Source organism: Shewanella sp. 8A, from assembly GCF_023475945.1.
Classification (GTDB): Bacteria; Pseudomonadota; Gammaproteobacteria; order Enterobacterales; family Shewanellaceae; genus Shewanella; species Shewanella xiamenensis.
The window spans coordinates 44,598-66,834 of record NZ_JAMDJP010000009.1 but is presented as its reverse complement, the minus strand read 5'-3'; the positions used below and the strand labels follow the sequence as shown (position 1 = coordinate 66,834).

General features: G+C 48.7%; 20 protein-coding genes. 9 read left to right on the top strand and 11 right to left on the bottom strand.

All coding sequences use genetic code 11. The annotated features are described in order from the left end of the window. Position 1 precedes the first annotated feature (1 nt). Both M0413_RS08960 and M0413_RS08955 read left to right on the top strand, forming a co-directional pair. Positions 2–3,055 carry an efflux RND transporter permease subunit gene (locus M0413_RS08960; protein ID WP_069453936.1) on the top strand — a complete coding sequence of 1,018 codons (3,054 nt, stop codon included), beginning with the start codon at positions 2–4 and terminating at the stop codon, positions 3,053–3,055. Continuing rightward, complete coding sequence (locus tag M0413_RS08955) at positions 3,052–3,357, top strand: DUF3240 family protein (protein WP_099457210.1); 306 nt, start codon at positions 3,052–3,054, stop codon at positions 3,355–3,357. The genes M0413_RS08960 and M0413_RS08955 overlap by 4 nt, the downstream gene beginning before the upstream one ends. A 42-nt stretch (positions 3,358–3,399) precedes the next feature. Here M0413_RS08955 and M0413_RS08950 read toward each other — a convergent pair whose 3' ends face one another. The 8 genes from M0413_RS08950 to M0413_RS08915 all read right to left on the bottom strand — a co-directional run bounded on the left by M0413_RS08950 (position 3,400) and on the right by M0413_RS08915 (position 11,366). Then, positions 3,400–4,035, bottom strand: a complete 636-nt coding sequence (locus M0413_RS08950) for a paraquat-inducible protein A (RefSeq protein WP_249553855.1) — start codon at positions 4,033–4,035, stop codon at positions 3,400–3,402. 104 nt (positions 4,036–4,139) lie between these two features. After that, positions 4,140–5,330 (bottom strand): cyclic di-GMP phosphodiesterase, encoded by a 1,191-nt coding sequence (locus tag M0413_RS08945; RefSeq protein WP_037428357.1) that lies wholly within the window; start codon positions 5,328–5,330, stop codon positions 4,140–4,142. Positions 5,331–5,547: 217 nt separating this feature from the next. Beyond that, positions 5,548–5,790, bottom strand: a complete 243-nt coding sequence (locus tag M0413_RS08940) for a hypothetical protein (RefSeq protein ID WP_055647188.1) — start codon at positions 5,788–5,790, stop codon at positions 5,548–5,550. 7 nt (positions 5,791–5,797) lie between these two features. Continuing rightward, complete coding sequence (locus M0413_RS08935) at positions 5,798–6,535, bottom strand: DNA-binding protein (RefSeq protein WP_249553853.1); 738 nt, start codon at positions 6,533–6,535, stop codon at positions 5,798–5,800. Between the two features lie 15 nt (positions 6,536–6,550). Next, on the bottom strand, positions 6,551–7,093 hold the full coding sequence (locus M0413_RS08930; RefSeq protein ID WP_037428350.1) for a hypothetical protein: 543 nt from the start codon (positions 7,091–7,093) through the stop codon (positions 6,551–6,553). Beyond that, a complete protein-coding gene (locus tag M0413_RS08925) occupies positions 7,090–7,773 on the bottom strand; it encodes an energy-coupling factor transporter transmembrane component T (protein ID WP_069453932.1) in 684 nt (227 codons plus the stop codon). The genes M0413_RS08930 and M0413_RS08925 overlap by 4 nt, the downstream gene beginning before the upstream one ends. Then, positions 7,763–9,127, bottom strand: a complete 1,365-nt coding sequence (locus tag M0413_RS08920; RefSeq protein ID WP_249553851.1) for an ATP-binding cassette domain-containing protein — start codon at positions 9,125–9,127, stop codon at positions 7,763–7,765. The genes M0413_RS08925 and M0413_RS08920 overlap by 11 nt, the downstream gene beginning before the upstream one ends. Before the next feature lies 1 nt (position 9,128). Then, complete coding sequence (locus M0413_RS08915) at positions 9,129–11,366, bottom strand: TonB-dependent receptor plug domain-containing protein (protein ID WP_249553849.1); 2,238 nt, start codon at positions 11,364–11,366, stop codon at positions 9,129–9,131. A 419-nt stretch (positions 11,367–11,785) separates the two neighbouring features. Between M0413_RS08915 and M0413_RS08910 the strand changes: the two genes are divergently transcribed. Continuing rightward, positions 11,786–13,144, top strand: a complete 1,359-nt coding sequence (locus M0413_RS08910) for an isochorismate synthase (RefSeq protein ID WP_037428343.1) — start codon at positions 11,786–11,788, stop codon at positions 13,142–13,144. Between the two features lie 24 nt (positions 13,145–13,168). On the opposite strand, the gene M0413_RS08905 is transcribed toward M0413_RS08910, so the two are convergent. Beyond that, on the bottom strand, positions 13,169–13,894 hold the full coding sequence (locus tag M0413_RS08905) for a transporter substrate-binding domain-containing protein (RefSeq protein ID WP_249553847.1): 726 nt from the start codon (positions 13,892–13,894) through the stop codon (positions 13,169–13,171). Positions 13,895–14,123: 229 nt separating this feature from the next. Here M0413_RS08905 and M0413_RS08900 point away from each other — a divergent pair, with 229 nt between their 5' ends. Beyond that, positions 14,124–14,783 carry a 7-cyano-7-deazaguanine/7-aminomethyl-7-deazaguanine transporter gene (locus M0413_RS08900; RefSeq protein WP_037423985.1) on the top strand — a complete coding sequence of 220 codons (660 nt, stop codon included), beginning with the start codon at positions 14,124–14,126 and terminating at the stop codon, positions 14,781–14,783. Between the two features lie 98 nt (positions 14,784–14,881). Further along, entirely contained in the window at positions 14,882–15,349 is a 468-nt protein-coding gene (locus M0413_RS08895) for a GNAT family N-acetyltransferase (protein ID WP_249553845.1), read from the top strand. Between the two features lie 260 nt (positions 15,350–15,609). On the opposite strand, the gene M0413_RS08890 is transcribed toward M0413_RS08895, so the two are convergent. Then, positions 15,610–17,739, bottom strand: a complete 2,130-nt coding sequence (locus M0413_RS08890) for a sensor histidine kinase (RefSeq protein ID WP_037423992.1) — start codon at positions 17,737–17,739, stop codon at positions 15,610–15,612. Continuing rightward, positions 17,740–19,122 carry a sigma-54-dependent transcriptional regulator gene (locus M0413_RS08885; protein ID WP_037423995.1) on the bottom strand — a complete coding sequence of 461 codons (1,383 nt, stop codon included), beginning with the start codon at positions 19,120–19,122 and terminating at the stop codon, positions 17,740–17,742. 284 nt (positions 19,123–19,406) lie between these two features. Between M0413_RS08885 and M0413_RS08880 the strand changes: the two genes are divergently transcribed. From M0413_RS08880 to mobA, 4 genes are read left to right on the top strand one after another with little or no spacing between them, the layout of a single operon-like run. Next, positions 19,407–20,231 carry an ABC transporter substrate-binding protein gene (locus M0413_RS08880; RefSeq protein WP_069453927.1) on the top strand — a complete coding sequence of 275 codons (825 nt, stop codon included), beginning with the start codon at positions 19,407–19,409 and terminating at the stop codon, positions 20,229–20,231. Then, positions 20,228–20,935, top strand: a complete 708-nt coding sequence (locus M0413_RS08875) for an ABC transporter permease (protein WP_140907447.1) — start codon at positions 20,228–20,230, stop codon at positions 20,933–20,935. The genes M0413_RS08880 and M0413_RS08875 overlap by 4 nt, the downstream gene beginning before the upstream one ends. 3 nt (positions 20,936–20,938) lie before the next feature. Further along, entirely contained in the window at positions 20,939–21,646 is a 708-nt protein-coding gene (locus M0413_RS08870) for an energy-coupling factor ABC transporter ATP-binding protein (RefSeq protein WP_144346364.1), read from the top strand. Next, positions 21,630–22,223 (top strand): molybdenum cofactor guanylyltransferase MobA, encoded by a 594-nt coding sequence (gene mobA, locus M0413_RS08865; RefSeq protein WP_023266178.1) that lies wholly within the window; start codon positions 21,630–21,632, stop codon positions 22,221–22,223. Before M0413_RS08870 ends, mobA begins: the two co-directional genes overlap by 17 nt. Positions 22,224–22,237: the final 14 nt, after the last annotated feature.

The following is a 22,237-nucleotide window of genomic DNA, read 5'->3' as shown; positions in this document are numbered from 1 at the left end:
GATGCTCACCTCTGTGATCCGTTTTTCGCTCACTCAGCGACTTTTTGTGCTGATTGTGGCGCTGATCCTCATGTTGGCTGGCGCACGCGCTTGGTTTGCCATTCCCTTGGATGCCTTTCCGGATATTTCCCCAACCCAAGTGAAGATTATCCTCAAGGCTCCCGGCATGACGCCGGAGGAAATCGAGGCCCAGATTACCGTCCCGATTGAAACCGAGCTGCTCGGCATTCCGCAGCAATCGATTCTGCGCTCGACCACTAAATACGCCATTAGCGATATCACCCTCGATTTTGAAGAAGGCACGGATATCTATTGGGCGCGCCAACAGGTGAGCGAGCGCCTCTCGGCGGTCTGGGACAGTTTTCCCGAAGGCGTGAGTGGCGGTGTGGCGCCCATGAGCACGCCGCTCAGTGAAATCTTTATGTTTTCACTCGAAAACCCCAATCTTTCCCTGCTGGAGCGACGTCAATTACTCGAGTGGGAAATTCGGCCGCTGCTGCGCACAGTGCCGGGTGTTGCCGATGTGAATATCCTCGGCGGTTATGCCAAGAGTTTTAGTATCAGCCCCAATCCTGCGGCGATGGCGGCTGCGGGCGTGAGCTTTGCCGCGCTGCAACAGGCGATTGTGGAGAATAATCACAACGAAGGTGCTGGTAAGCTCACCATAGGTACAGACACCATCATAGTGCGCTCCGAGGGACGCATCGATGATATCGACGAGCTTAAACAGCTAGTGATCAAAGCCGATAATGCCAAAGTCTATCGCTTGCAGGATCTCGCCGATATCCAGATAGGCCACCTTGCGCGATACGGCGCCGTCACTAAGGATGGCAACGAAACCGCCGAAGCCTTAATCATTGCCCTCAAGGACGCCAATACGGCACAAGTGGTTAACAACATTAAGGAAAAGCTGGCGCAAATCAGCCTGACTCTCCCTGAAGGCAGCCAGATAAACACCTTTTACGACCGCGCTAACCTGATCAATACCGCTATTGAGACCATCTCCAATGCGCTATTCGAGGCCGTAGTGCTGGTCATCGTATTGCTGGCGCTGTTTTTAGGTAATGTGCGCGCCGCGTTAGTGGTGTCCCTGTCGCTACCGCTAGCCGCACTGTTCACCTTTTTGATGATGGATTACTTCAATCTCTCCGCTAACTTGATGAGTCTTGGAGGCCTCGTTATCGCTATCGGCATGTTGGTGGACTCTTCCGTGGTCGTGGTTGAAAACATGGTGAATTTAATCGCCACTAAACAGCGTTTACCGCGTTTGCACTTGATCTTTCGCGCCACCAAAGACGTCGCCATTCCGGTAGTCTCGGGCACGGTTATCGTCATCATAGTGTTCTCGCCACTGCTCACCCTCAGTGGTTTAGAAGGCAAACTCTTTACCCCAGTCGCCATCACCATAGTGTTTGCCATGCTGTCGGCGCTGGTGTTATCGCTGACCGTGATCCCCGTGATTGCCTCATACCTCGTTAACGAAAAGGCCGCGAAAGAACCTAAGGCCATCGAAAAGCTCAAGCATCTTTACCTTGGAAGCCTAAAAGCCTGCTTTGGTTGGCAAAAACCTTTTATGCTCACCGCCTTTAGCTTGCTGATCGTCAGTCTGGGCCTATTTAGTCTGGTGGGGAAAACCTTTATGCCGACCTTAGATGAGGGCGACATCATTCTCCAGTTAGAGAAATCCCCTTCGATTTCCCTCGACGCCTCCATCGCTATCGATAAACAGATCCAGCAAACACTGCTAAGCCAAATCCCCGAAATCAAACAGATGGTGGCGCGCACTGGTGCCGATGAGATTGGTTTAGATCCCATGGGACTGAACGAAACCGATGTGTTTTTAGAGCTGGCGCCCCGCAGCGAATGGCGTTTTGCCACTAAAGAGCAGCTTATCGATGCCATCCGCACTGTGCTGCTTAAATATCCCGGCGTGAACTTTAACTTTACGCAACCGATACAGATGCGCGTCTCCGAAATGCTCACAGGCAGTATTGGGGATGTCGCGATTAAAGTATTCGGTAATGATATCGAGACCTTAGGAAAACTCACCGGCGAAATAGAACAACTGGTCACTGCAACTCAGGGCAGTGTCGACGTTAAGATGGCGATGATTGAAGGTAGCCCCTTTATCAATCTCACCTTAGATAACGAGCTCGCCCGTGGGTTTGGGATGAGCACTATGGAATTTGCCCGTTACCTCAAGAGCCAACTCGAAGGCGTGGTCGTCACCGAGGTGCTGCAAGGGAAGAAGCGTACGCCTGTGCTTATCGCCAATAATCAGGCGCAGATCAGCAATATCAACGAACTGCAAAATCAGCTATTGGTAATGCCAGATCATTCCCTGAAACGCCTAAGTGACGTGGCGGTATTGAGTTATAAACAGGGCCCAATCCTGATCGAGCGGGAACAGGGAAATCGCTTTTCGGTAATCACCACCAACGTTCAAGGGCGGGATATTGTGGGCTTTGTGGAAGAGCTTAACAGCAAAATCGCCAAGGAAATCAAACTACCAAGCGGCTATAGCGTCAGCTTCGGTGGCGAGTTTGAAAACCAGCAGCGCGCCACCAGCAATTTGTTGCTGGTGATCCCAATAGCTATCGCACTGATCACTTTGATTTTATTCACCACCTTCGGCTCGCTAGCAAAATCGGGATTAATCCTCGCTAACGTCCCGTTCGCTATGATGGGCGGTATCGTCAGCTTGTATCTCTCGGGGGAGTACCTCTCGGTGCCCGCTTCAGTAGGTTTTATCGCCCTGCTAGGTGTCGCGGTGCTTAACGGCGTAGTGATGGTCAGTTATTACGAACAAACCAAATACTTATTTGGCAGCCTCAGGGAGCGAGTCGAACAGGGTGCCGCGCGGCGACTCAGACCCATTCTGATGACGGCCACCACCGCCATGTTTGGTTTGATCCCCTTAGTGTTCGCCTCGGGCCCTGGTGCTGAAATCCAAAAACCCTTGGCCATTGTGGTGATCGGTGGCTTGCTCACATCGACCATTACGACCCTGTATTTACTGCCCATGTTGTATTTTTGGCTGGAGAAACGCCGATGAGCACCGAACAACTGCTAGTCCTGATCGCCCAAAACGATATCAAGGACGATATAGTCGACACTCTGATTGAGTTGGAGTTTTTATCCGGCTTTAGCTTGGGCAATATTTGCGGATTTAGCCGAGAGCACAGCCATTTCAATATCAAGGAACAGGTGGAAGGTTATCGGGAGTTTTGTAAGTTTGAGATTATGCACCCTGCAAGCCAGCAAAGCGCCCTGCTTGAAGCACTAGCAAAGGTCTGTAAACACAACCGTTGCCGTTATTGGATTATGCCCATCTATCAAAACGGCACGCTTTCCTAACAATAAAGGGCATACAGAACCGGCTGTATGCCCTTTGATTGACTACAGAATCGGGGTTGGACGACGCACTAAGTAACCACTGACGATGGAGAGGATGCAATAGGCGGTAAAGAAGTAAAATCCGCTCTCAAACTCCGCCTTGGTCTTTAGCATTTCACCCATGCCACCAGAGGCATTACCCGCCAAAAAGGTAATGATCAGAGCCACCACAAACACATCGGCCATCGACCATTTCGCCAGCGCAGACACTAGATGATGAATACGCCACTGCAGCGCAATCGAACTCACGGTTTGTTGTACCAACATTAGACTGAGTTTTACCGCAGGGATAATGATACTAAACAGCATCACCAGTCCTGCAACTAAGCCATTGCCAGTATTATATAATTCGGTGACTGTGCTCCAAATACTGCGGGTTTGCTGCAATACTTGGACCTCACCTTTAAGGTTATTTAGCCCCAGCAGGCCACTAACCATATTCAACATGCCGCGAGCACTGTCGCGCCCCGAGTCTTCATCGAAACTTTGGGCAACCTGCTCAATCCCCTGTTCGGCTAATTTGGACTTATTTATGCTGCCGTTAAGGCTCAAAATGGGCTGAGTTACGCCGGGAATTAACAACGCCAAAGACAGCAGAATAACGAGAATGGGAAGGAGGGATTGACGAACACTGTTCATAACTGAGCCCAAAGCAAACTTTCACCCAGTGTAAGGCTTTTGGCGCAGCGGGGGCAATGAATGGCACTTAAGATCTTGGTAGATATCAAGTGCAACTTGGGCAATCAATAAAAGGGTGATGGATCTATATCTAAGGAGCTTGGCGATACGCCTCGCTCAATGTGAAGGTCTGATTTAAGAAGGTCTACCATGGCGACTTCAGTGTAACGCTTTGCTTTTAGAGAATAAAAACACTTCACAATTGGATGTAATGCATCTCTATCCTTGGAGGTCCAAACAATACCAACTCGACCATCGGACAATTCGACTAAAGAGCCTACAGGATATACACCGATACAACGAATAAACTCATAAACCAGCTCTTGATCTAAGTGAAATGGCGTCAAGCTCAGTAAGATCTTAAAGGCGGCCGCAGGACTCATGGCCTCTTTGTAGCAACGCGTCGCGGTTAAGGCATCAAATATATCGACAATACAACTCATCCGACCGTGGCGAGGTATCTCATCTCCCTTTAATCCCCTTGGATAGCCCCGCCCATCTAATTTTTCATGGTGCATTAGGCAGATATCTTTGCTTATCTGCGACAAACCTTTGGTTTCATTCATTATTTCAAGTGCATATACTTGATGCAACTTCATATGCTCGAATTCTTCAGGCGTGAGCTTGCCCGGTTTATGCAGGACTTTATTGTCGACCTTAATCTTGCCAATATCATGCAAAATGCCGCCCACCGCCATTTCTCTTAACATAGCGCGGTCGAGTTTAAGGTATTTACCGAAAGTAACGAGCAGGAAGGCGACATTCACTGAGTGCTCTAACAGATAAGCATCTTTAGTGCGCAGTGCTGACATACACTTTAGGGCGTCTTCATCCAACAACACTGACTCAATCATGCTGTCAGCAAGTGCTTCAAAAGGAGCGACTTCAATCGCTTTACCCTCGAATGTTTCTGAGAGTACTTTGCGAATGAGATCCTTCGCTTCGGTCAAAATGACCTTCGCCTGCGCTTGTTGCTTCTCACGGGTCAGTAGGGATTTTTTAACTTCTGATAGGCTATCGTTGCTGGCTTTACGTTTAAAACCACAATGTTCAGCCGAACGCTCCGTATCGACCCAAACATATTTGATGCCACTCTTTGATAATTTTAGAATCGAGTCCTTGTGCTTGATTTGTCCAGCATTTGCAATTGCCAACCGGCCCTGATCATTTCTGTCAATTGCTGTGACAAACATTCCCAACGTCAATTTCGACACTGGCAATTTGATTAGGTCAACCGATTCTGCCGACTCACTCATACTAGCAACCCCAAGGCATAGAGAATATTACTGCTATCGACTACGTAACATGCCGCACTATTGGGCGCACGATGCCGTTGTTTACTTCCTGGAAGTATAGGACAGTATAACGCGCATTCTATGCTGAGGAAGATAAAAGCACCATATGCTTTGATGATTAGCATCAAAGAACAAGACAAAAACCTAGTAGAATCCTATGCCATTACTAAAGAGCGAGCTAATCGTCTAATAATATAGCATTTTTTAATATTACACATTCGAAGCTTGCCACCATCCAACGGCGATATTGGCAGTTATAGCAGGAATGAAGATCATCATCTATCTGCTCATCTTCATCATCTGGAGCAAAATGAGTGCACAACCGCGCCGCCCGCCTTGCTTCTGAATATTGCTGTAAACCCGCCCGAAAAATCCAACGTTCAGTCTCATATTCAAACAGCTTGAGTAACTTTTGATCCATTCCCACCTCAATAGTCCTGCAAGGCTTGCTTGCCAGCATTACGCCACAGCTCACCATCCTTCGCGACTAATAAAACAAATTGATGTTCAAGATAGACAGCTTTTACTTTGCCTTTGAGTTGGACTTTTTCGTCTGCGGCCAAGCGGTATTTATCGGTACTCATCACCGCATCCAAGCCGGTTTGTTCAAGGATATCCGCCACAGGTAGCTCAAGGGAAACCTCTTCAAGTTGACCGAGTTTGATTTGGCCCTTCACTCGCCCATCATTGCCCATTAACCGCAATCCAAGCCCAGCCAAAGCACCAATCACACCTTGACCAGTACCACCGTGTTCAGTCAGATGAATCTGTAACTGCTCAGCAAGCTGATAGGCGGCCGCTTTGGCAATGACTTCACACTTGGCTCTGAGCCCAAAGTCTATCAGCGCGTTCACATCATAGTCGGAATCGACATCCAAAATTGCAATCCCAGGATCTGCCTTAGGTGCAGATTCAGCCACCAGATGCGCGACCGCCAGACGATAGATCTCGGCCTGTGATAACGGCGACTGCAACGCAAAACACATGGCGCTATTGTGAGAGGTGTAAGGAATATCAGGATGCACAAATAATTGGTGCCGCGTCACAAAGGAAGCCTTGCCACCCGAGTTTTGCGCGAGCAAATGTGCAATTTCCTCAGCTATCTCGCCTGTGCCTTTAGTGCCAATGTCGTCGGTATCATCGATACAAATAAGCCAATTTTTCATCGGTATTCCTAGCAGTTAAAACTTGTCACGGTGGAGGAGGTCATGGGCCTTAAGCCTATGCAGCACGGGAGGCACCAGCAGGGCACCTAAGGTGGCAAAAAATCCACCCTTAAGCACACTAGCACCCCATTGGATCAGTACAACATCGAGCGCCATGCCCGCCAGCGCATTGGTCAGAGCCACTTTGACCGCCCAGGCCATACAGCCAACAATGCCTAAAATCACGCAGCGCCAGTGCAGGCTTAAGGTGAGAGGTAGCAACAAGGCCACCAGATCCATCGCAATAGCAGGTAAGATAAACTTCAATAAAATCATTGGGCCGCCCTTACCAACACCGAGCGCCATCGCGACTAGCCCTGCAACACCACCACAGGCAATCATGCTACCAAAACGCCCAAGTACGCCGTAGCAAATCAAATAGAAGAAACTCATCAAAAACATGCTATGGCCAGAAATCCCGAGCTTAAGCCTTAACATACTCGTCAATGCCACCAGCAAAGTGGCGCAAAAACCAATAAACAGCGAGTCCTGCAAACTCAGAGGAAGTTTTTTCTTCATTTTTTGTCTCTCGGTGAGTGCCAATGGGTGACACGCGTACTCTTGCCAAAGTGACGACTCTGGGCCGCAACCGCCATCTGGCGAGATAATTTAAGTAATTGGATTAATACAGGAAACAGCACGCAATACACTAGCTCAGGCCAATTTTTAGGATTTCGCAGCGCCTTAGGGGTAATACGCGCGCCTCGCAGACATTGGATCTGGTAAATCTCGCGCACTTCGTCCGCCATATAGGGCAGCAAACTCAAAGATGCGGCCACCACAAAGGCCCATTTGCTCGGCAAAAATGCACTTAATACTTCACCAATGCGCTCGGGCGCCGCCGTGATACACAACCACCAGCCGGGGATAGTCGCTAAAATAATGCGTCCCACCACCACGGCGCCTTGGGCGAGGTGATCAACGCCATAGAGCAATAAATAAAGACTTAAAGTAATCGTCAGTTGAATCACACCGAGTTTAACCACGCCCATAATACTGCCCCGGCGCGCTAAGCCATGGAGCACTAGCAAGCCATTCACGGCCGCCAGCGGCAGCAATAAATCGGCGGGCAATACAAAAGCGCAGGCGGAAAGTACGCAGACGAAAAACAGCGACAGCGCGCATAGCGTAGTTTCTTGCTTCTCGCGACTCCAACGCCGGCGGGCACGTAGTCGCCATCGACGACAACTAACCCACATAGCGCTCCTCCATCAGAGTGTCTTCCGTCAACAACCCATTGTGTAAACTGAGTTGCCGAGACACGGCACTATGCACGACTACTCTGTGACTACTCATTAAAATGGCGCAACCTTGCGCACTGAGGCGCCTGAGCAGATACCATACTTTGCGATAGTACTCTTTATCCATGCCCGCGAGTGGATCATCGAGTAGCAACACCTTAGGTTGCAAGCAGGCTAATGATGCCAAGGCAATTAGATGCTGTTGACCGTAGGACAACTTATGAGGCGACTGTTCGGCCAGCGCACTCAATTCGAGATCGAGCAGCATTTGCTCGGCACGCTCTTTAGGCAGTTCGAAACGATTCAAACTAAACTGCATCTCGGCCAGCACGCTGGTTTCAAACAGTTGTCGACTCGGCCTTTGCAGCAATAACCCTAACTCGGCGCCGTACACACCGAGTTTAGGTTTACGGCCTAGCACCTTGAGTGGCAAACGCTGCTTTAAGTGCAGCATGCCCGCGATGGATTTTAAGAGGCTAGTTTTACCCGCACCATTATCCCCCACTAAGGTCACTATCTCGCCGGCGTGCAATTCAAACCCTTGTGGACAGCTAAACAAGGGCTGACAACCATCGAAGCAGAAATCAAACGCCTCGGCGCTCACCTGTACTTTGCCTAAGTGATGTGTACTTCCCCAAGCTCTCACTGGCGCTTCCTGCACGGTGGCATCGCTGACGGTATATATCCCCTCGGATAAACGGCCTGCCTCTAATTGCCAATAATGCTGGATAATCTCGGCAAAGGCCGCCGCATTATGTTCCACTAACACCAATGCCATGCCTTCGGCAATTAGATTACGTAATACCGCTAACAGCTCACTCACGCCATGGTCATCGAGCTGCGCCCATGGCTCATCGAGCAAGAGTAAATGCGGCTCACACACCAACTGTGCGGCAATCATCAAACGGTATTTTTGACCGAGGGAAAGGGTGCTGACTGAGGTGTCGAGCCGTAAAAACAGCCCGACGCGTCGCAGCGCTAACTGCACTTTAGGTAACATATTCTCGGCGGGGATGCCGAGATTCTCTAAGGCGAAGGCGACTTCGGCCCCAACAGTCTGCCGCAGTAACTGAGTTTGCGGATCCTGCATCACTAAGCCAGTAACCAACTCTGGGTGACGCCAAATATCGCCCTCATGCGGGCGATTCTGTACGCCCGCCAGTAGATTTAATAGACTCGATTTACCCGAGCCCGTGGGCCCACTCACACAATGGCATTGGCCTGCGCCAATCGAGAGATTAAGCTCCTGTAAAACCGGGGCTAGCTGGCTGCCATAGTTAAAGCTGACACCGTCGAGCTCGAGTAATTTCATCTTAAATCTGCCAGTTCACACCCACGAAGAACTGACGACCAGCCTGAGGCAGGGCTTCACTCTGGTAGTAGTTCTCATCCAATAGGTTAGTGGCACGCAGATACACGTCTAACTTATCGGTGATCAGCGGCTGCACTAAGTTGATATCCACTAAGGTGTAATTATCCAGCGATTGCTGTTGATATTGGTTTTGTCCGTTTACCTTCACCTGAGTCGCATAAACCTGATCGAGGATACGTTCCACATTGAGGTGGACTTGTGTCTCGAATGGGAATTCGTAGCTCATTTGCCAGCGCAGTTGGTGACGAGGACGGTATTGCAGCGCATCTAAGGTATCGTCGCCTTCCATTTCTTTCGAGTCTAGGAAGCTGTAAGAGAAGCTCAGATCCAAATGTTCAATCACATGGTTATTAATTTGAAAATCAATCCCTTTGAACTCATAGCGCCCCATATTTTGGTAGAAACCCGCAGTATCTTTGGCAATGTAGTTCTTCGCATCCGTGTAATAACCGTAGAGCGAGAAGTCGGTGCTGGCGGGTAAGTTTTGCTCTAAACCCAACTCAACATGCTTAGACTCTTCTGCTTCTAAATCACGGTTACCCGATGATTGCGAGTACAAGTTCACCATGGAAGGGAAACGGACTTTACGTGCCACACTTAGGCTTAAACGTGAATCGGGTACCACTTGCCAGTAGCTTGACGCCATTGCCGAGTAGTTATCATCCGTGCCATCAGAGGCATCGAGTGAATGGAAAGCTCCACCTAAGGTAACGCCGTAGTTGTGCTCAGATTGATACTGATATTCGGCCGCCGCAGTATATAACCATGCAGAATCATTTAGGTTTTCAGCGCCGCCAGAACCGCCACCGCTACCATTGCCACCGCCGGAACCTGTTCCACCGCCGGAACCTGTTCCGCCGCCACTACCAGTGCCACCGCCAGAACCTGTTCCGCCACCACTACCAGTGCCACCGCCAGAGCCTGTTCCGCCGCCGCTGCCAGTACCACCGCCGGAACCTGTTCCGCCGCCGCTGCCAGTGCCACCGCCAGAACCTGTTCCGCCACCGCTACCAGAGCCGCTGCCGGAACCTGAACCAGTGCCCGAGTTATTCCCCGTACCACTACCAGTATTGCTGGAGTATGTGTCCACTACAGACTTCCAGCTCTGCTCTTCAGCAATCACAGAAGTGGTTAACAGCCCGGCCTTATGAAAATCAGTGATCAGCTGTAAATTGACCCCTTGAACCACGGAGCGACCGTCTTGAGTTTGCGTTAATGCCAAATAAGTTTCATCGGCATAAGCGGCTTCTAAGGTATCGCTTTGATTGTGATAGCCAAAACCACGCAGGGTAAAAGTATCGTCGAACTGATGGGCTAAGCCGAGCTGGAAGGTATGTGAATCGTAATCGTCGGTGCGCTCATACTTAAGTTTGCCACTGCCAGTTCCATCACGGGCAGGTTTGCCCCATTCGCCATTACGCAGTGCCGCGTTGGCAATCAGTTGGGTCTTATCCGATAACCAGTAACTACCTTGGGCATAAACGTTGGTGACTTCTTTATCTGAGTTGGCACGCAGTTCACCGTCTTGATATTTGGTCGGCTCGAAATCGTTCGACATCGGGAAACCATCGGTCTGTTGACGGCTAACACTCACTAATCCCTGCCAATCATCACCCGAACCTGCGGCGCTGATGTCGCCATTAAAGGTATTGTCTTTACCCGCTTCTACACGTCCAGACAAGGCGGGCGCAGTGCTGCCTTGCTTAGTAATAATATTGATCACCCCGCCGGCACCGCTTGGGCCGTACAGCACTGAAGTCGGGCCGACCGACACTTCAACCGAGGCAATTTGGCTGGTTGGGATCACGCTTGGGTCGAACTGCCCATCGTCGGCACTGCTCATGGGCACGCCGTTTACCAACAGAGTGACATGGCGGGTCTTAAAACCACGGATATCGACCCTAGGGGTGCCATCACCACCCACACGGATATAAACCCCGGGCACATTCTTCAGCACTTGGTCTAATGTCTGCGCACCCAAAGCACGGATTTCGGCCTCATTGATGCTCCAATGAGTGGTCGCCAATTGCTCCGCATCGGCGCCGTCGCCATGGACTACAATCACTTCATTCACATTTAGCAGGGGATCGCGGGCGATTTCATCGGCGTGAGCCGTTAAACTGAGCCCAATCGCTAACGCTAAGGACGACACTCTAAAAATCGTTTGTCTGGTAATCATATTATTGTTGTCATAGAGGAAATTTAAGATGTGCTCCCTATTGTGGTCTTAGATAATTCCGTCTCAACCAAAAAAAAATTAAAAACCAACCCAGATCGACTAATTACGGCAAATGGAACACGCCTTTAGTCACAAAGAGACAAAATGTCCAACACTGCCAACGGTATCGACAAAAAGACCCATCTTGGTCACATTTTTTTGCGTCTTAAAATGAGACTATGGTAAAAGTCACACACTCATGGCTTGCTTCTTGACACTGACGGCCTCGGCCTTTAATTTGAGCGAAAGATTCTTATTTACACGCTCTAATCAACTTGGTGTAAATGACTTTAAAAAGAATGCATTAACCTAGTTCATATTCACCGCTGAGAACCGGAACTTCAGCCACTACCTTCATTCCGTTATCTTTGGAGTTTTACTTGCCTGCTCATGCCCTGTCTGAAGACCTTAAGTCTCTCATCGACAAACTCATTCAAATGAAACAGGTTCCAGCGTCGGAGCCGATAGTGCAGCTATCTTTAACGACTGTCTCTATTCCTTTGATTTCATGGTTGGCATCACAAACTCAGTATCCACGCATCTACTGGCATGGGCGTGACAAAATTGAAGAAGTTGCAGCCATAGGTGCTTGTAAAGACATAAAATTTGAAACTGGCGTCCAGGATAACGAGCTGGCCAGTGTTTACGAACGGCAACGTGTTTTATCTAGCAATCCAGACATTCGATACTATGGCGGTGTAGCCTTTGACCGCAGCATTGAATCTTGGCCTGAGTTTGGTAATAGCCGATTTGTACTACCCAGAATCGAGTTTAGACGCAGTGCGGATCAGTTTAGTTTGCGGGTAAATCTTAATTTTGCCGATAACAATCCTATCGATGAGATCGACCTTGCGATTGCCGCTATTGAAGCGGTTATGCCAGCACGCCCCTTGGCGCCACCCAATAAACTCACCCTAGTGAGCCGCCAAGATATTCCGGACTTTCCTCGTTGGAAAACCTTAGTCGAACAAGTCGTTGAGCCTGAATTTAATCAAGATACGCCCAAGGTCGTTCTCTCACGTTTGACAGAGCTTAAGGTTAACGAGCAAGTTGATCCTTGGATGGTATTAGCCTGCTGGCAAGGCCGTAACCCCAATAGCTTTCAATTTGGATTCCAATTTAGCCCTGAGCGTACTTATATCTCCTGCTCCCCAGAGCGCTTATTTCGTCGTCGTCGGCAACAATTGTTTACCGAAGCATTAGCGGGCACGACAGTTCGCGGATTAAATAAAGAAGAAGATGTGGCGCTAGCCAATGCGCTGCTGGAAGACAATAAAAATAGTGTTGAAAATCAGCTTGTTCGCCGTCACATAGTCAATATGCTCACGCCTTTGAGTCAGTATGTCGGTGCAGAAGAAGCGGCCACAATCTTTAAGTTAAATCATATTCAGCATCTGCACCGCGCTATTCGTGCCGAGTTAAAGCCCGGCGTGAACGATTTTCAGCTGTTACAAGCACTGCATCCTACACCCGCGGTGGGAGGCCTCCCTAGAGAATCTGCAATGAAGTTCATTCGCCAGCGGGAAGGCTATATGCGAGGCTGGTACGCTGGTGCTTGCGGATATTTTAATCAAGATGAGAGTGAGTTTTCAGTCGCCATCCGCAGTGCATTGATTGAGCCAGGTAAAATTAATCTGTTTGCGGGTGCAGGCATTATTGCAGGTTCAGATCCCGAGGCTGAGTGGCAAGAGCTAGAGAATAAACTTGCAACGATAATGTCGATTCTGATTGAACTATAAACATTTAACACTGATACCAAAACATTAAAAACCCTTTGCTTTGGTCTCGATGTAAAGCCTATCCTGCTCACCGGAGTCAATGATTTTTTTATGTTCAATATCAAAATGTTGCTTTAGCATTTGTCCTTTTTCGGTATTGGCAAAGGCAAAAAAAGTTTCTGCATTTAACACTCCTTGGATAATCACAAACGTTTGTGGCGCCCTCAGTTCAGGAATGAGCGCCTCCATATTCTTTTTGTAATCCAGTACGGCATCGATTCGTCCAGCATTTACACTATTGAGCATACTCAGCATGTCGCTACTTTCTTCGTAAAACATCGGTATGGAGGTCAGCATATTGTAACGATAGGCCAGCATGGCTTGGACTCGCTTATGGGATAAACTCTCCATCCCAGCCCAAGTTGCTGCAATTTGAGGCGTTACTGCGGCATCAATTGAATCAAGCTCAACGGCATTTTCACTCAGTAGGCTATTTTTCACATCGCCTTTGTACACGCTGAGAACCATATCAACCCGCCCGCTTTCAATCAGATATAAGGTACGAGCAAAAGGCATAAACTGCACATCGACCTGCCATTCCGGTGATGGAAAGACACGCCTGAGGAGATCAAAGTAGTAACCCGTCTCATCAGGATTAGCAAAACCTTCCCAAGAGGCTGTGACAAGATGCACCACGACCGGCTTATTGGGAGTCGCGAAAGCACAGAAACTCAATAAGCTAACACACAAGGCGGCAAGAAATAATCTCATCGGTTTCTCCTAACATTTCTTAGAAAGTGTAGGACAATTTCGATCCCTATGCCTTAGGTTTGCGCAGTATTCGCGGCTAAATTGCTTGAAATATAAACCGTAAGCTTGCATCTTCAAACATGGTCACTATAATGGCGGCCCGATTTCAGCACGCTGGAACGGGATAAAATAACAGCAGACGATTTAGCGGGTTCCCTCACCCCGCCCTACACAACTAAAAAGGCCACATATGTTAATGTTAACCCCTGCGCAGCTTCGCCGCGCACTCCTGCTATTAGTGGGATTTCACATACTGATTATTTGCCTAAGCAACTACTTGGTACAACTGCCGTTTCAATTGTTTGGTTATCACACCACTTGGGGCGCGTTTAGTTTTCCTTTTGTTTACCTTGCAACCGATCTAACGGTGCGCATTTTTGGACAAACACCCGCTCGAAGCATCATCCTCAAGGCCATGGTGCCCGCACTGATGATTTCCTATGTTATGGGAGTCGTATTCCATCAGGGTAGCTTCCAAGGGATGGACTCCTTAAGCCAATGGAACACCTTTGTGTTTCGTATTGCGTTTGCCAGCTTTGCGGCTTATTTGATTGGTCAGCTGATGGATATCACTGTATTCGCCCGTCTGCGCCAGAGCCGTTCATGGTGGGTCGCGCCTGCTGCATCGACTATTGTTGGTAATTTAGTCGATACCTTAGTGTTCTTCAGCATCGCTTTTTATGCTTCAACAGACAGCTTTATGGCCGCCAACTGGCCTGAAATTGCCACTGTCGATTACAGCTTTAAATTGCTTGTTAGCCTAGGGCTATTCTTACCCGCCTACGGTGTGCTGCTGAAAGTGTTACAAGACAAGATATTGCAAACCAGCCCACAAAAATCATTTTCCTGATTAACCCAACTGGCCAGACCTGTTATAATTTGAACAGTTTTTATTCGGCCCCAATGCGTTTGATACGCTATTGGGGCTGATTTTTGTGAGAGAAAATTATGTATTCAATTGAAATCAAAGCAATCACAGCTCTGACTCCCGAGTTAGCCATACAACTCATCGAACTAAGTAAGCAAATTCCTGAGCTCGACCGTCCCTTGACGCCTGACACCTTAACGACACGGCTTTCAGGCAAGACTTGCTTGATTCTCCTAGCCTATGTGGAAGGCGAACTGGCGGGGTTCAAGCTGGGATATGAACAGGAAAAAGGGATTTTTTACAGTTGGTTAGGTGGCGTTGCGACAGACTTTAGACGTTTAGGATTAGCACAAAGCCTACTGGAATACCAAGAGAAATGGGCCAGCCTCCAAGGCTATAACCATATTCAGGTTAAAACCATGAATCGCTTCCCTGCAATGCTCAATCTATTGATTAGAAACCAATATTTAATTACCGAGCTAAATGCCGATCCCCAGAGTTTGATCAACCATAAATTGCATTTAAGCAAGTCTATTGCGGCGGCGTAAACATACCATAGATAAAAATATACATTTTTTGCAATAAATAGCTTGCAAACACAATTGAGAATGATTATCGTTAACTTGCGTTCCAAAACTCATCTTTAACACCGATGACTGGTAATCTGACGTTGTTAAAGTGCTCCTGAGTTTGCAAGCACGACATTGCTCACACACTCTTTTGTGGCCGGATTCATCATCCGGCTTTTTTTTGCTTGTTATTCAATAAATAAAGCTCTTCTAACCTTATACTTAACTCGCGCAGAATTTTAGATTTCAGCATTATGTCCAGAAAAATGTAAGCCATCGTAAAGGTTGTTTTGTTGATCTTCCTTAGCCTCGTGATACAAGCCAATGGTGAAGATTGAGCCTTTACCTAATACAGAGCTCACCTCTATGGTGCCACCGATGCGCTTAATAATACCGTAGCTGAGCGACAGCCCAAGGCCTGTGCCATCTTTACGCGTGGTATAGAAAGGATCAAAAATCCGCCCCAATTGCTCAGGCTCAATCCCAGACCCTTCGTCTTCAACCTCGATTTTGACGCCAATCGGCATATCTTGCTGCACCCAATCATAAGTGCGAACCCAAATGCGTCCCTTACCATCCATCGCATGGGCTGCGTTCACCACAAGGTTAATCAGTACTTGCAGTAACTGCGGGCGATTGACCTGAACAGGGCAACTGGCGTTCAGTTCCGTTATCAGCACAACTTCTTGCTTTTGAATTGAATGCCGCACTAACACCAGCATTTCCTCAATGATCGGCGTGATAGGATGCATCTCTAAGGGAGCGTTAAACTCTCCCGGGCGACTATATTGCAGTAGGCTACGGATAATAGTGCTTATACGACCAACCTGCTGAATAACTAGATCAATTTCTTCTTTTACGACGTCGGCATTATCACCCAGCTCATAGCGCAGTAACTCCATATTGCCGAGGATAACAGCGGTCGGATTATTGATTTCGTGTGCAATACCAGCGGTTAACTCTCCTAGAGCGGTCAACTTTTCATTGGTCACTAACTGCTGGCGTGTCTCATTGAGTAGAGCGACGTTACGCTGTAGCTCTAAGGTCTTATCTTGCAGGCTACGAGTACGCTCTTCTACCTTCATTTCGAGCTGTTCGGCAGCGGCCTGAATTTGCGCGTTGCGCCGCTGCAATAGGTCGAGCATACGGTCGAACTGCTCGGCAAGATTCGACAACTCGTTATCCCTATCTAACCCCAAGGCACCAATACGCACATTGCGCCCAGACTGCACGGCTTGCACCACATGGTGAATCCGCTCAATCGGTTGCAATAAACTGTAGGCACCGCGGTAAACCAGCAATCCAGAAATAAGCAGCACTAACATCAGAATGGTACCTAACTCAATGATATTAAGCAGGTAGTTATGAATAAAAGGTGACTCCGAAAAACCGGTGTAGATCATCCCAATTCGCTGTCCACGGACATCTTCTAACGGCGCATAGGCAGAAATAAACCAATCATTGTACACAAACGCCCTATCGACCCATAACTCTCCGTGATTTAACACTTTTTCTCGCACTTCCTCCGAGACCAAACTCCCCAGTGCACGCCCTTGGGATTCATTCGGCTGTGGAAAAAAATGCAAAGGAACGTTAGTCGATACCCGAATATTATCGAGAAAAATCGTCACAGTACCAATTGAACGTTCAGGCAAGGTGCCCTTGTCGTAGACAAGATCGCGGATATGATCAACGATGCGGGTGTCGCGGTTAAATAACACCCCGCCGTCGAGATACCATGCCACTTTGCCTTCAGTATCGGGGATCGGCAACAAGCTACGGCTGAGCAAACCACGGTCCTCTACTTGCTTATTGGGACTTTGTGCCCGCAAGGTCGCTAACAGTGGAATACTCGCTCTTTGCGCTAAATCAGGGTCAATCCGCGCCAAACGTTCACGAGATAACACCATCAGTCCCGAATAAGGCAACATTCCACCCATTTTCGGTAAAATCTGTCGTAAGTCAGGATCAGCCGCCGCTTCAGCGACACTGACCAGCCGCAAAAAGTCTAAATCGAGTTGCTGCTTTTGCTCATCTAGAAAACTATCTATGCTCGTCCTATGATCTAATGCACCACTGAGGATCGGCCTAAAATCATTCTGGAATGTCCATGAGGTCATCACTCTTTCTAGCTGTTTTTCTTGGCGAACTTGCACCTGTTGCAGGGTATTTTCAGCCACAGCCAAATCGGCTTTGACCTTCATAAACAGTTGCTTGCCTGTGTAGCTGATATTCCAGTAAATCGTGATAAACACTAAACTCACCAAAGTGAGCAAAATCGGCAGCAATGTGAGGATCAAAATGCGATAACGCACTTTAGCCTGCATTTGCTGCCAACTAACTCCAAAAAAGTGAGTAAAAAAAGACACTTAAAACTCCTGCTCGTCGCTAACGTCAAACCACTCTTTATATTTGCGATCTAAGGTCTTGCGGGAAACCCCTAAGTCCCGAGCAGCCGCAGATTTATTGCCAGAATGCAGATCGACCACACTCGTCACATGGTGTTTTTCCACATCTTTTAATGGCCAATCTAAAGGATAACCCTGCAAAGCCGAAGACTCGGTTTTAACCTGCTGCTTCCAGTACTCCGCTGGCGGCTTGCCGAGCAGAATACAGCGCTCAATCATATTACGCAGTTCGCGGATATTACCCGGCCATTCATGTTGTTGCAGCTTTACCATGTCTTCATGACTCCACACCACTTCACGCACGCCTAATTCAGCAGCCAATTGGCGGGTAAAATGGTGGGTCAATTCGACCACATCTTCCGGACGCTCACGCAGCGGAGGAATAAAAATATCCAGCACATTCAGTCGATAATAAAGATCGCGACGGAAGTTCCCCGCTTCGACTTCATCCATCAGAGTGCGGTTAGTTGCCGCAATCACCCGGACATCAATATTGACTTCCTTCTCACTGCCCACCGGGCGAATCGCCTTCTGCTCCAGCACCCTTAACAACGCTGTTTGCATTTTGAGCGGCATCTCGCCAATTTCATCGAGGAAAATCGTACCGCCGGAGGCAAAACTAAATAGGCCTTCACGGTTACCTTTAGCACCAGTAAACGCGCCAGCCGTATGACCAAAGAGTTCACTCTCAAGCAGTTCGGGGGCTATCGAGCCACAGTTAACTGGCACGAAGGGCCCTTGGCGACCGCTGAGTAAATGTAATTGCCGCGCGACTAACTCTTTACCTGTGCCCGATTCGCCTTGAATTAACACCACGGCATTGGTCGGTGCCACGCGCTCAATCACTTGCTTCACCGACTTCATGGCGTCGCTACTCCCTATGATGGTAGAGGAATAGCCGATAGAGACTTCGCGACGCAACATCAAGTTTTCACGGCGCAGCAATCGGCGTTCAATACAACGGTCAACCGCCGACATCATCTGCTCGAGATGGAATGGCTTCATAATGAAATCTGAGGCACCTGCTCGCAGCGCTTTAATCGCCACCTCTAAATCCGCATAGCCGGTCATAAAGATTACATCGGAACGTCGACCTTGCTCGTCTAAGGCTTCGTGCCACTCGATACCCGAGCGACCGGGTAAGCGGATATCGACAATCAGCAAGTCGAAATGGCAGCGACTACGTAACTGCTCAGCATCTTCAATACTGCCCGCCGTTTCAACTAAGGCGAATTTCTTCGAAAGTGCCTTATTCAAAAAGCTACGCATCCCCGGCTCGTCATCGACGATCAGGACTGAAACAGCGGAAGGAAGGGGCTTGAGGTTATTATCTATCTGGCTCATAGTGCTCACTTCTGGACATTTTGACTCAATTGCGACCAATTCTAGCATTGAAACTAGACAAATAGGTCACTATGAACCATAAGAAGCATGCGCTGAGACAATTTGTCTGTAAACTATTTGCTGAGCCTGAGATCGAAGTCACAATTTAGATCAAGCTGTGAAGGTAAAAGCGTGAATATCGGTTTGGCACCCTATTTGCTTTCAACCGAACGCATTACAATTTACGGAACCTCCCACTCAGTAGGCAATTGAGTCGGAACCCTATTTTTCGCCAAGGAGTATCCATGCTAAACGTGAAATCCCATATGAAGTCATTACTGGGCCTGGTTGTTGCAGCCAGCATGCTCACAGTGTTACCCGCTCAATCGGCTGAAGTAATTAAGTTAGCCACCACGACCAGTACTGAAAACTCTGGTCTGTTACAAGAATTACTGCCTAAGTTTGAAAGTGCAACAGGCTATAAAGTACAAGTTATCGCAACGGGTACGGGTAAAGCATTGAAACTAGGCGAGCAAGGCGATGTGGATTTAGTGATGACCCACGCACCAAGTGCTGAAGCAAAATTTGTTGCCGATGGTTTTGGTGTTGAGCCACGTGGCATTATGGAAAACGATTTCGTGGTGTTAGGTCCTAAAAACGACCCAGCAAAACTACGTGAAAGCAAAACTGCTGAAGAAGCCTTCGCTAAAATCGCCAAATCTGGCTTACCTTTCGTCTCTCGTGGTGACAACTCTGGCACCCACATCAAAGAGTTAGAAGTATGGAAAGCAGCAGGCGTGACTCCTGACTTCAAAGGTTACACTTCAGTCGGTCAAGGCATGGGTAAAACCCTGCTGATGGCAAACGAATTACAAGGTTATACGCTGTCTGACCGTGGTACTTTCGTGGCGTACAAAACTAAGCTGGACTTAGGCGTGGATTTCGATGGCGGTAAAACCCTAGCGAACCCATACCAAGTGATTCTGATCAACCCAGCTAAGTACCCAGATCTGAACCACAAAGGCGCTAAAGCCTTCAGTGACTGGCTGATCAGCAAAGAAGGTCAAGCCATGATCAATAACTTCAAAGTTGAAGGCGAGCAACTGTTCAAGGCAACCTATAGCGAATGAGCGAAGGCTGGCTAGCACTGTTACAGCAGGCGTTAAGCCTGCTGTTTTCATTGGACCCCGACGTTTGGTCCATCATCTCTGTCTCGTTTTCGGTTTCTTTCGCGGCGCTGCTCATCACCTTAGTTCCCTCTATGGTGCTCGGTTTTGTGTTGGCGTTTGCCCATTTCCCCGGAAAGTGGTTTGTCACTAACTTAGTGCAAACGCTGCAATCGATCCCTACGGTCGTCATCGGCCTGCTGGTGTATCTGATTTTGACCCGCAATGGCCCGCTTGGGGATTTAAAGTGGTTGTTTACTCAAGAGGGGATGATCCTCGGCCAAATGCTGATTTGCGCCCCAGTGATGATCGCCATGAGTCAAGCAGCATTCACCAGTGTTGATCGCCGGGCATGGGAAACCTCACGCACCTTAGGCGCCTCTTGGTTTAGCGCGGTCTGGACCGTGTGTCGCGAACTGCGTATGCCGTTATTGCTGGCGATTGTCGCGGCCTTTAGCCGTATTCTCACCGAAGTCGGCTGTTCTATGATGGTCGGCGGCAACATCTTAAACGTAACACGTAATATCCCGACGGCTATCGCACTGGAAACCAGTAAAGGCGATTTCGCCCAAGCTATCGCCCTCGGATTAGTGCTGCTAATCTTGGCTTTGATCCTCAACTTTGCCTTAGGCAGTTTACGCGGCAAAGAAACGCCAAGGAGCCATTAACTTATGACCCAAGCCAAACTGATCGCCCGCGACTTGGAAATGTCCTTTGGCCAGCGCTTATTATTCAAAGCCCACAGCCTCGAGTTATGCCAAGGGAACGTGATTTATTTGCAGGGTGACAACGGCTCGGGCAAGTCGACCCTAATGAAGATCCTCGCGGGTTTACAGCCGCCATCTAAGGGCAAGATTGAAGTCAGCGGCTTTAAAAAGGATGCATGGTGGACACGCAACCCATTGCTGGGCAAAGCCGTTTACCTCCACCAGCATCCCTATCTATTCGATGGTACAGTCAATTACAACCTGACCTACGGGCTCCCCTTTGCGGCCTCAAAAACCGAGGCCAAACGCAGAATAGGCCAAGCAATTGAAATGGCCCAACTAGGCTCGCTATTACAAGCTAGAGCCAGCAATTTATCTGGCGGCGAAAGACAACGCCTCGCCATCGCCCGCGCTTGGATATTGCAGCCAAAGTTACTGATGCTCGATGAGCCGACCTCCAATATGGATAAGGACTCCCAAGCCTTAGTGCTGCAAATGATCCAACAGCTCAAACAGCAAGGGACGGGAATGCTATTAAGCAGCCACCAAAACTGTGCGCTCACCGCCATTTGCGAGCAGCAGTGGCACATTGCAGACCAACAGGTGATAACCTCCCATCAGCAAACGCCCACAAACTCCACACAGGGATCTTTATATGTCGTTGCAAATTGATGCGGTTATTCTTGCCGGTGGTATGGCACGCCGTATGGGCGGGGACGATAAAGGCCTCGTCGAGCTAAACGGCAAGGCCATGATAGAACACACTATCGAACGGATAAAACCTCAGGTTAAGGAGATCCTGATCAACGCAAATCGTAACCAAACACGCTATGCTGAGTTCGGTTTTACGGTGTTGAGCGATGAGCATACTGGGTTTCTCGGCCCCTTGGCGGGCATGATCACTGCTATGGGTCACACCCAAGCAGACTATCTGCTCGTGGTGCCCTGCGATTGTCCGCTACTCCCGCGGGATTTAGTCGCCCGCTTATTGGCCGCCATTGAGGCAAACGATGCTGAACTTGCCGTTGCCAGCGATGGTGAGCGTGAGCAGCCCGTGGTGATGTTATTAAAGCCAAGCCTGCGCGAGTCGATGACCGCCTTCCTCGAAGCGGGTGAGCGTAAAATTGATTTTTGGTATGCCAAACATCGCTTTGCCGTAGCGGCCTTTGCCGATCAACCTAATGCCTTTGTCAATGTGAACACGCCAGAACAAAAACAACGACTGGCAGCAGAGATAAACCAAAGCTAAGGCTTCAATTTCCC

What these genes read in the sequence shown, in the direction of transcription:
- M0413_RS08960 (WP_069453936.1), top strand. Translation starts at nt 2, where the DNA reads ATGCTCACCTCTGTGATCCGTTTTTCGCTCACTCAGCGACTTTTTGTG.
- M0413_RS08955 (WP_099457210.1), top strand. Translation starts at nt 3,052, where the DNA reads ATGAGCACCGAACAACTGCTAGTCCTGATCGCCCAAAACGATATCAAG.
- M0413_RS08950 (WP_249553855.1), bottom strand. Translation starts at nt 4,035, where the DNA reads ATGAACAGTGTTCGTCAATCCCTCCTTCCCATTCTCGTTATTCTGCTG.
- M0413_RS08945 (WP_037428357.1), bottom strand. Translation starts at nt 5,330, where the DNA reads ATGAGTGAGTCGGCAGAATCGGTTGACCTAATCAAATTGCCAGTGTCG.
- M0413_RS08940 (WP_055647188.1), bottom strand. Translation starts at nt 5,790, where the DNA reads ATGGATCAAAAGTTACTCAAGCTGTTTGAATATGAGACTGAACGTTGG.
- M0413_RS08935 (WP_249553853.1), bottom strand. Translation starts at nt 6,535, where the DNA reads ATGAAAAATTGGCTTATTTGTATCGATGATACCGACGACATTGGCACT.
- M0413_RS08930 (WP_037428350.1), bottom strand. Translation starts at nt 7,093, where the DNA reads ATGAAGAAAAAACTTCCTCTGAGTTTGCAGGACTCGCTGTTTATTGGT.
- M0413_RS08925 (WP_069453932.1), bottom strand. Translation starts at nt 7,773, where the DNA reads ATGTGGGTTAGTTGTCGTCGATGGCGACTACGTGCCCGCCGGCGTTGG.
- M0413_RS08920 (WP_249553851.1), bottom strand. Translation starts at nt 9,127, where the DNA reads ATGAAATTACTCGAGCTCGACGGTGTCAGCTTTAACTATGGCAGCCAG.
- M0413_RS08915 (WP_249553849.1), bottom strand. Translation starts at nt 11,366, where the DNA reads ATGATTACCAGACAAACGATTTTTAGAGTGTCGTCCTTAGCGTTAGCG.
- M0413_RS08905 (WP_249553847.1), bottom strand. Translation starts at nt 13,894, where the DNA reads ATGAGATTATTTCTTGCCGCCTTGTGTGTTAGCTTATTGAGTTTCTGT.
- M0413_RS08900 (WP_037423985.1), top strand. Translation starts at nt 14,124, where the DNA reads ATGTTAATGTTAACCCCTGCGCAGCTTCGCCGCGCACTCCTGCTATTA.
- M0413_RS08895 (WP_249553845.1), top strand. Translation starts at nt 14,882, where the DNA reads ATGTATTCAATTGAAATCAAAGCAATCACAGCTCTGACTCCCGAGTTA.
- M0413_RS08885 (WP_037423995.1), bottom strand. Translation starts at nt 19,122, where the DNA reads ATGAGCCAGATAGATAATAACCTCAAGCCCCTTCCTTCCGCTGTTTCA.
- M0413_RS08880 (WP_069453927.1), top strand. Translation starts at nt 19,407, where the DNA reads ATGCTAAACGTGAAATCCCATATGAAGTCATTACTGGGCCTGGTTGTT.
- M0413_RS08875 (WP_140907447.1), top strand. Translation starts at nt 20,228, where the DNA reads ATGAGCGAAGGCTGGCTAGCACTGTTACAGCAGGCGTTAAGCCTGCTG.
- M0413_RS08870 (WP_144346364.1), top strand. Translation starts at nt 20,939, where the DNA reads ATGACCCAAGCCAAACTGATCGCCCGCGACTTGGAAATGTCCTTTGGC.
- mobA (WP_023266178.1), top strand. Translation starts at nt 21,630, where the DNA reads ATGTCGTTGCAAATTGATGCGGTTATTCTTGCCGGTGGTATGGCACGC.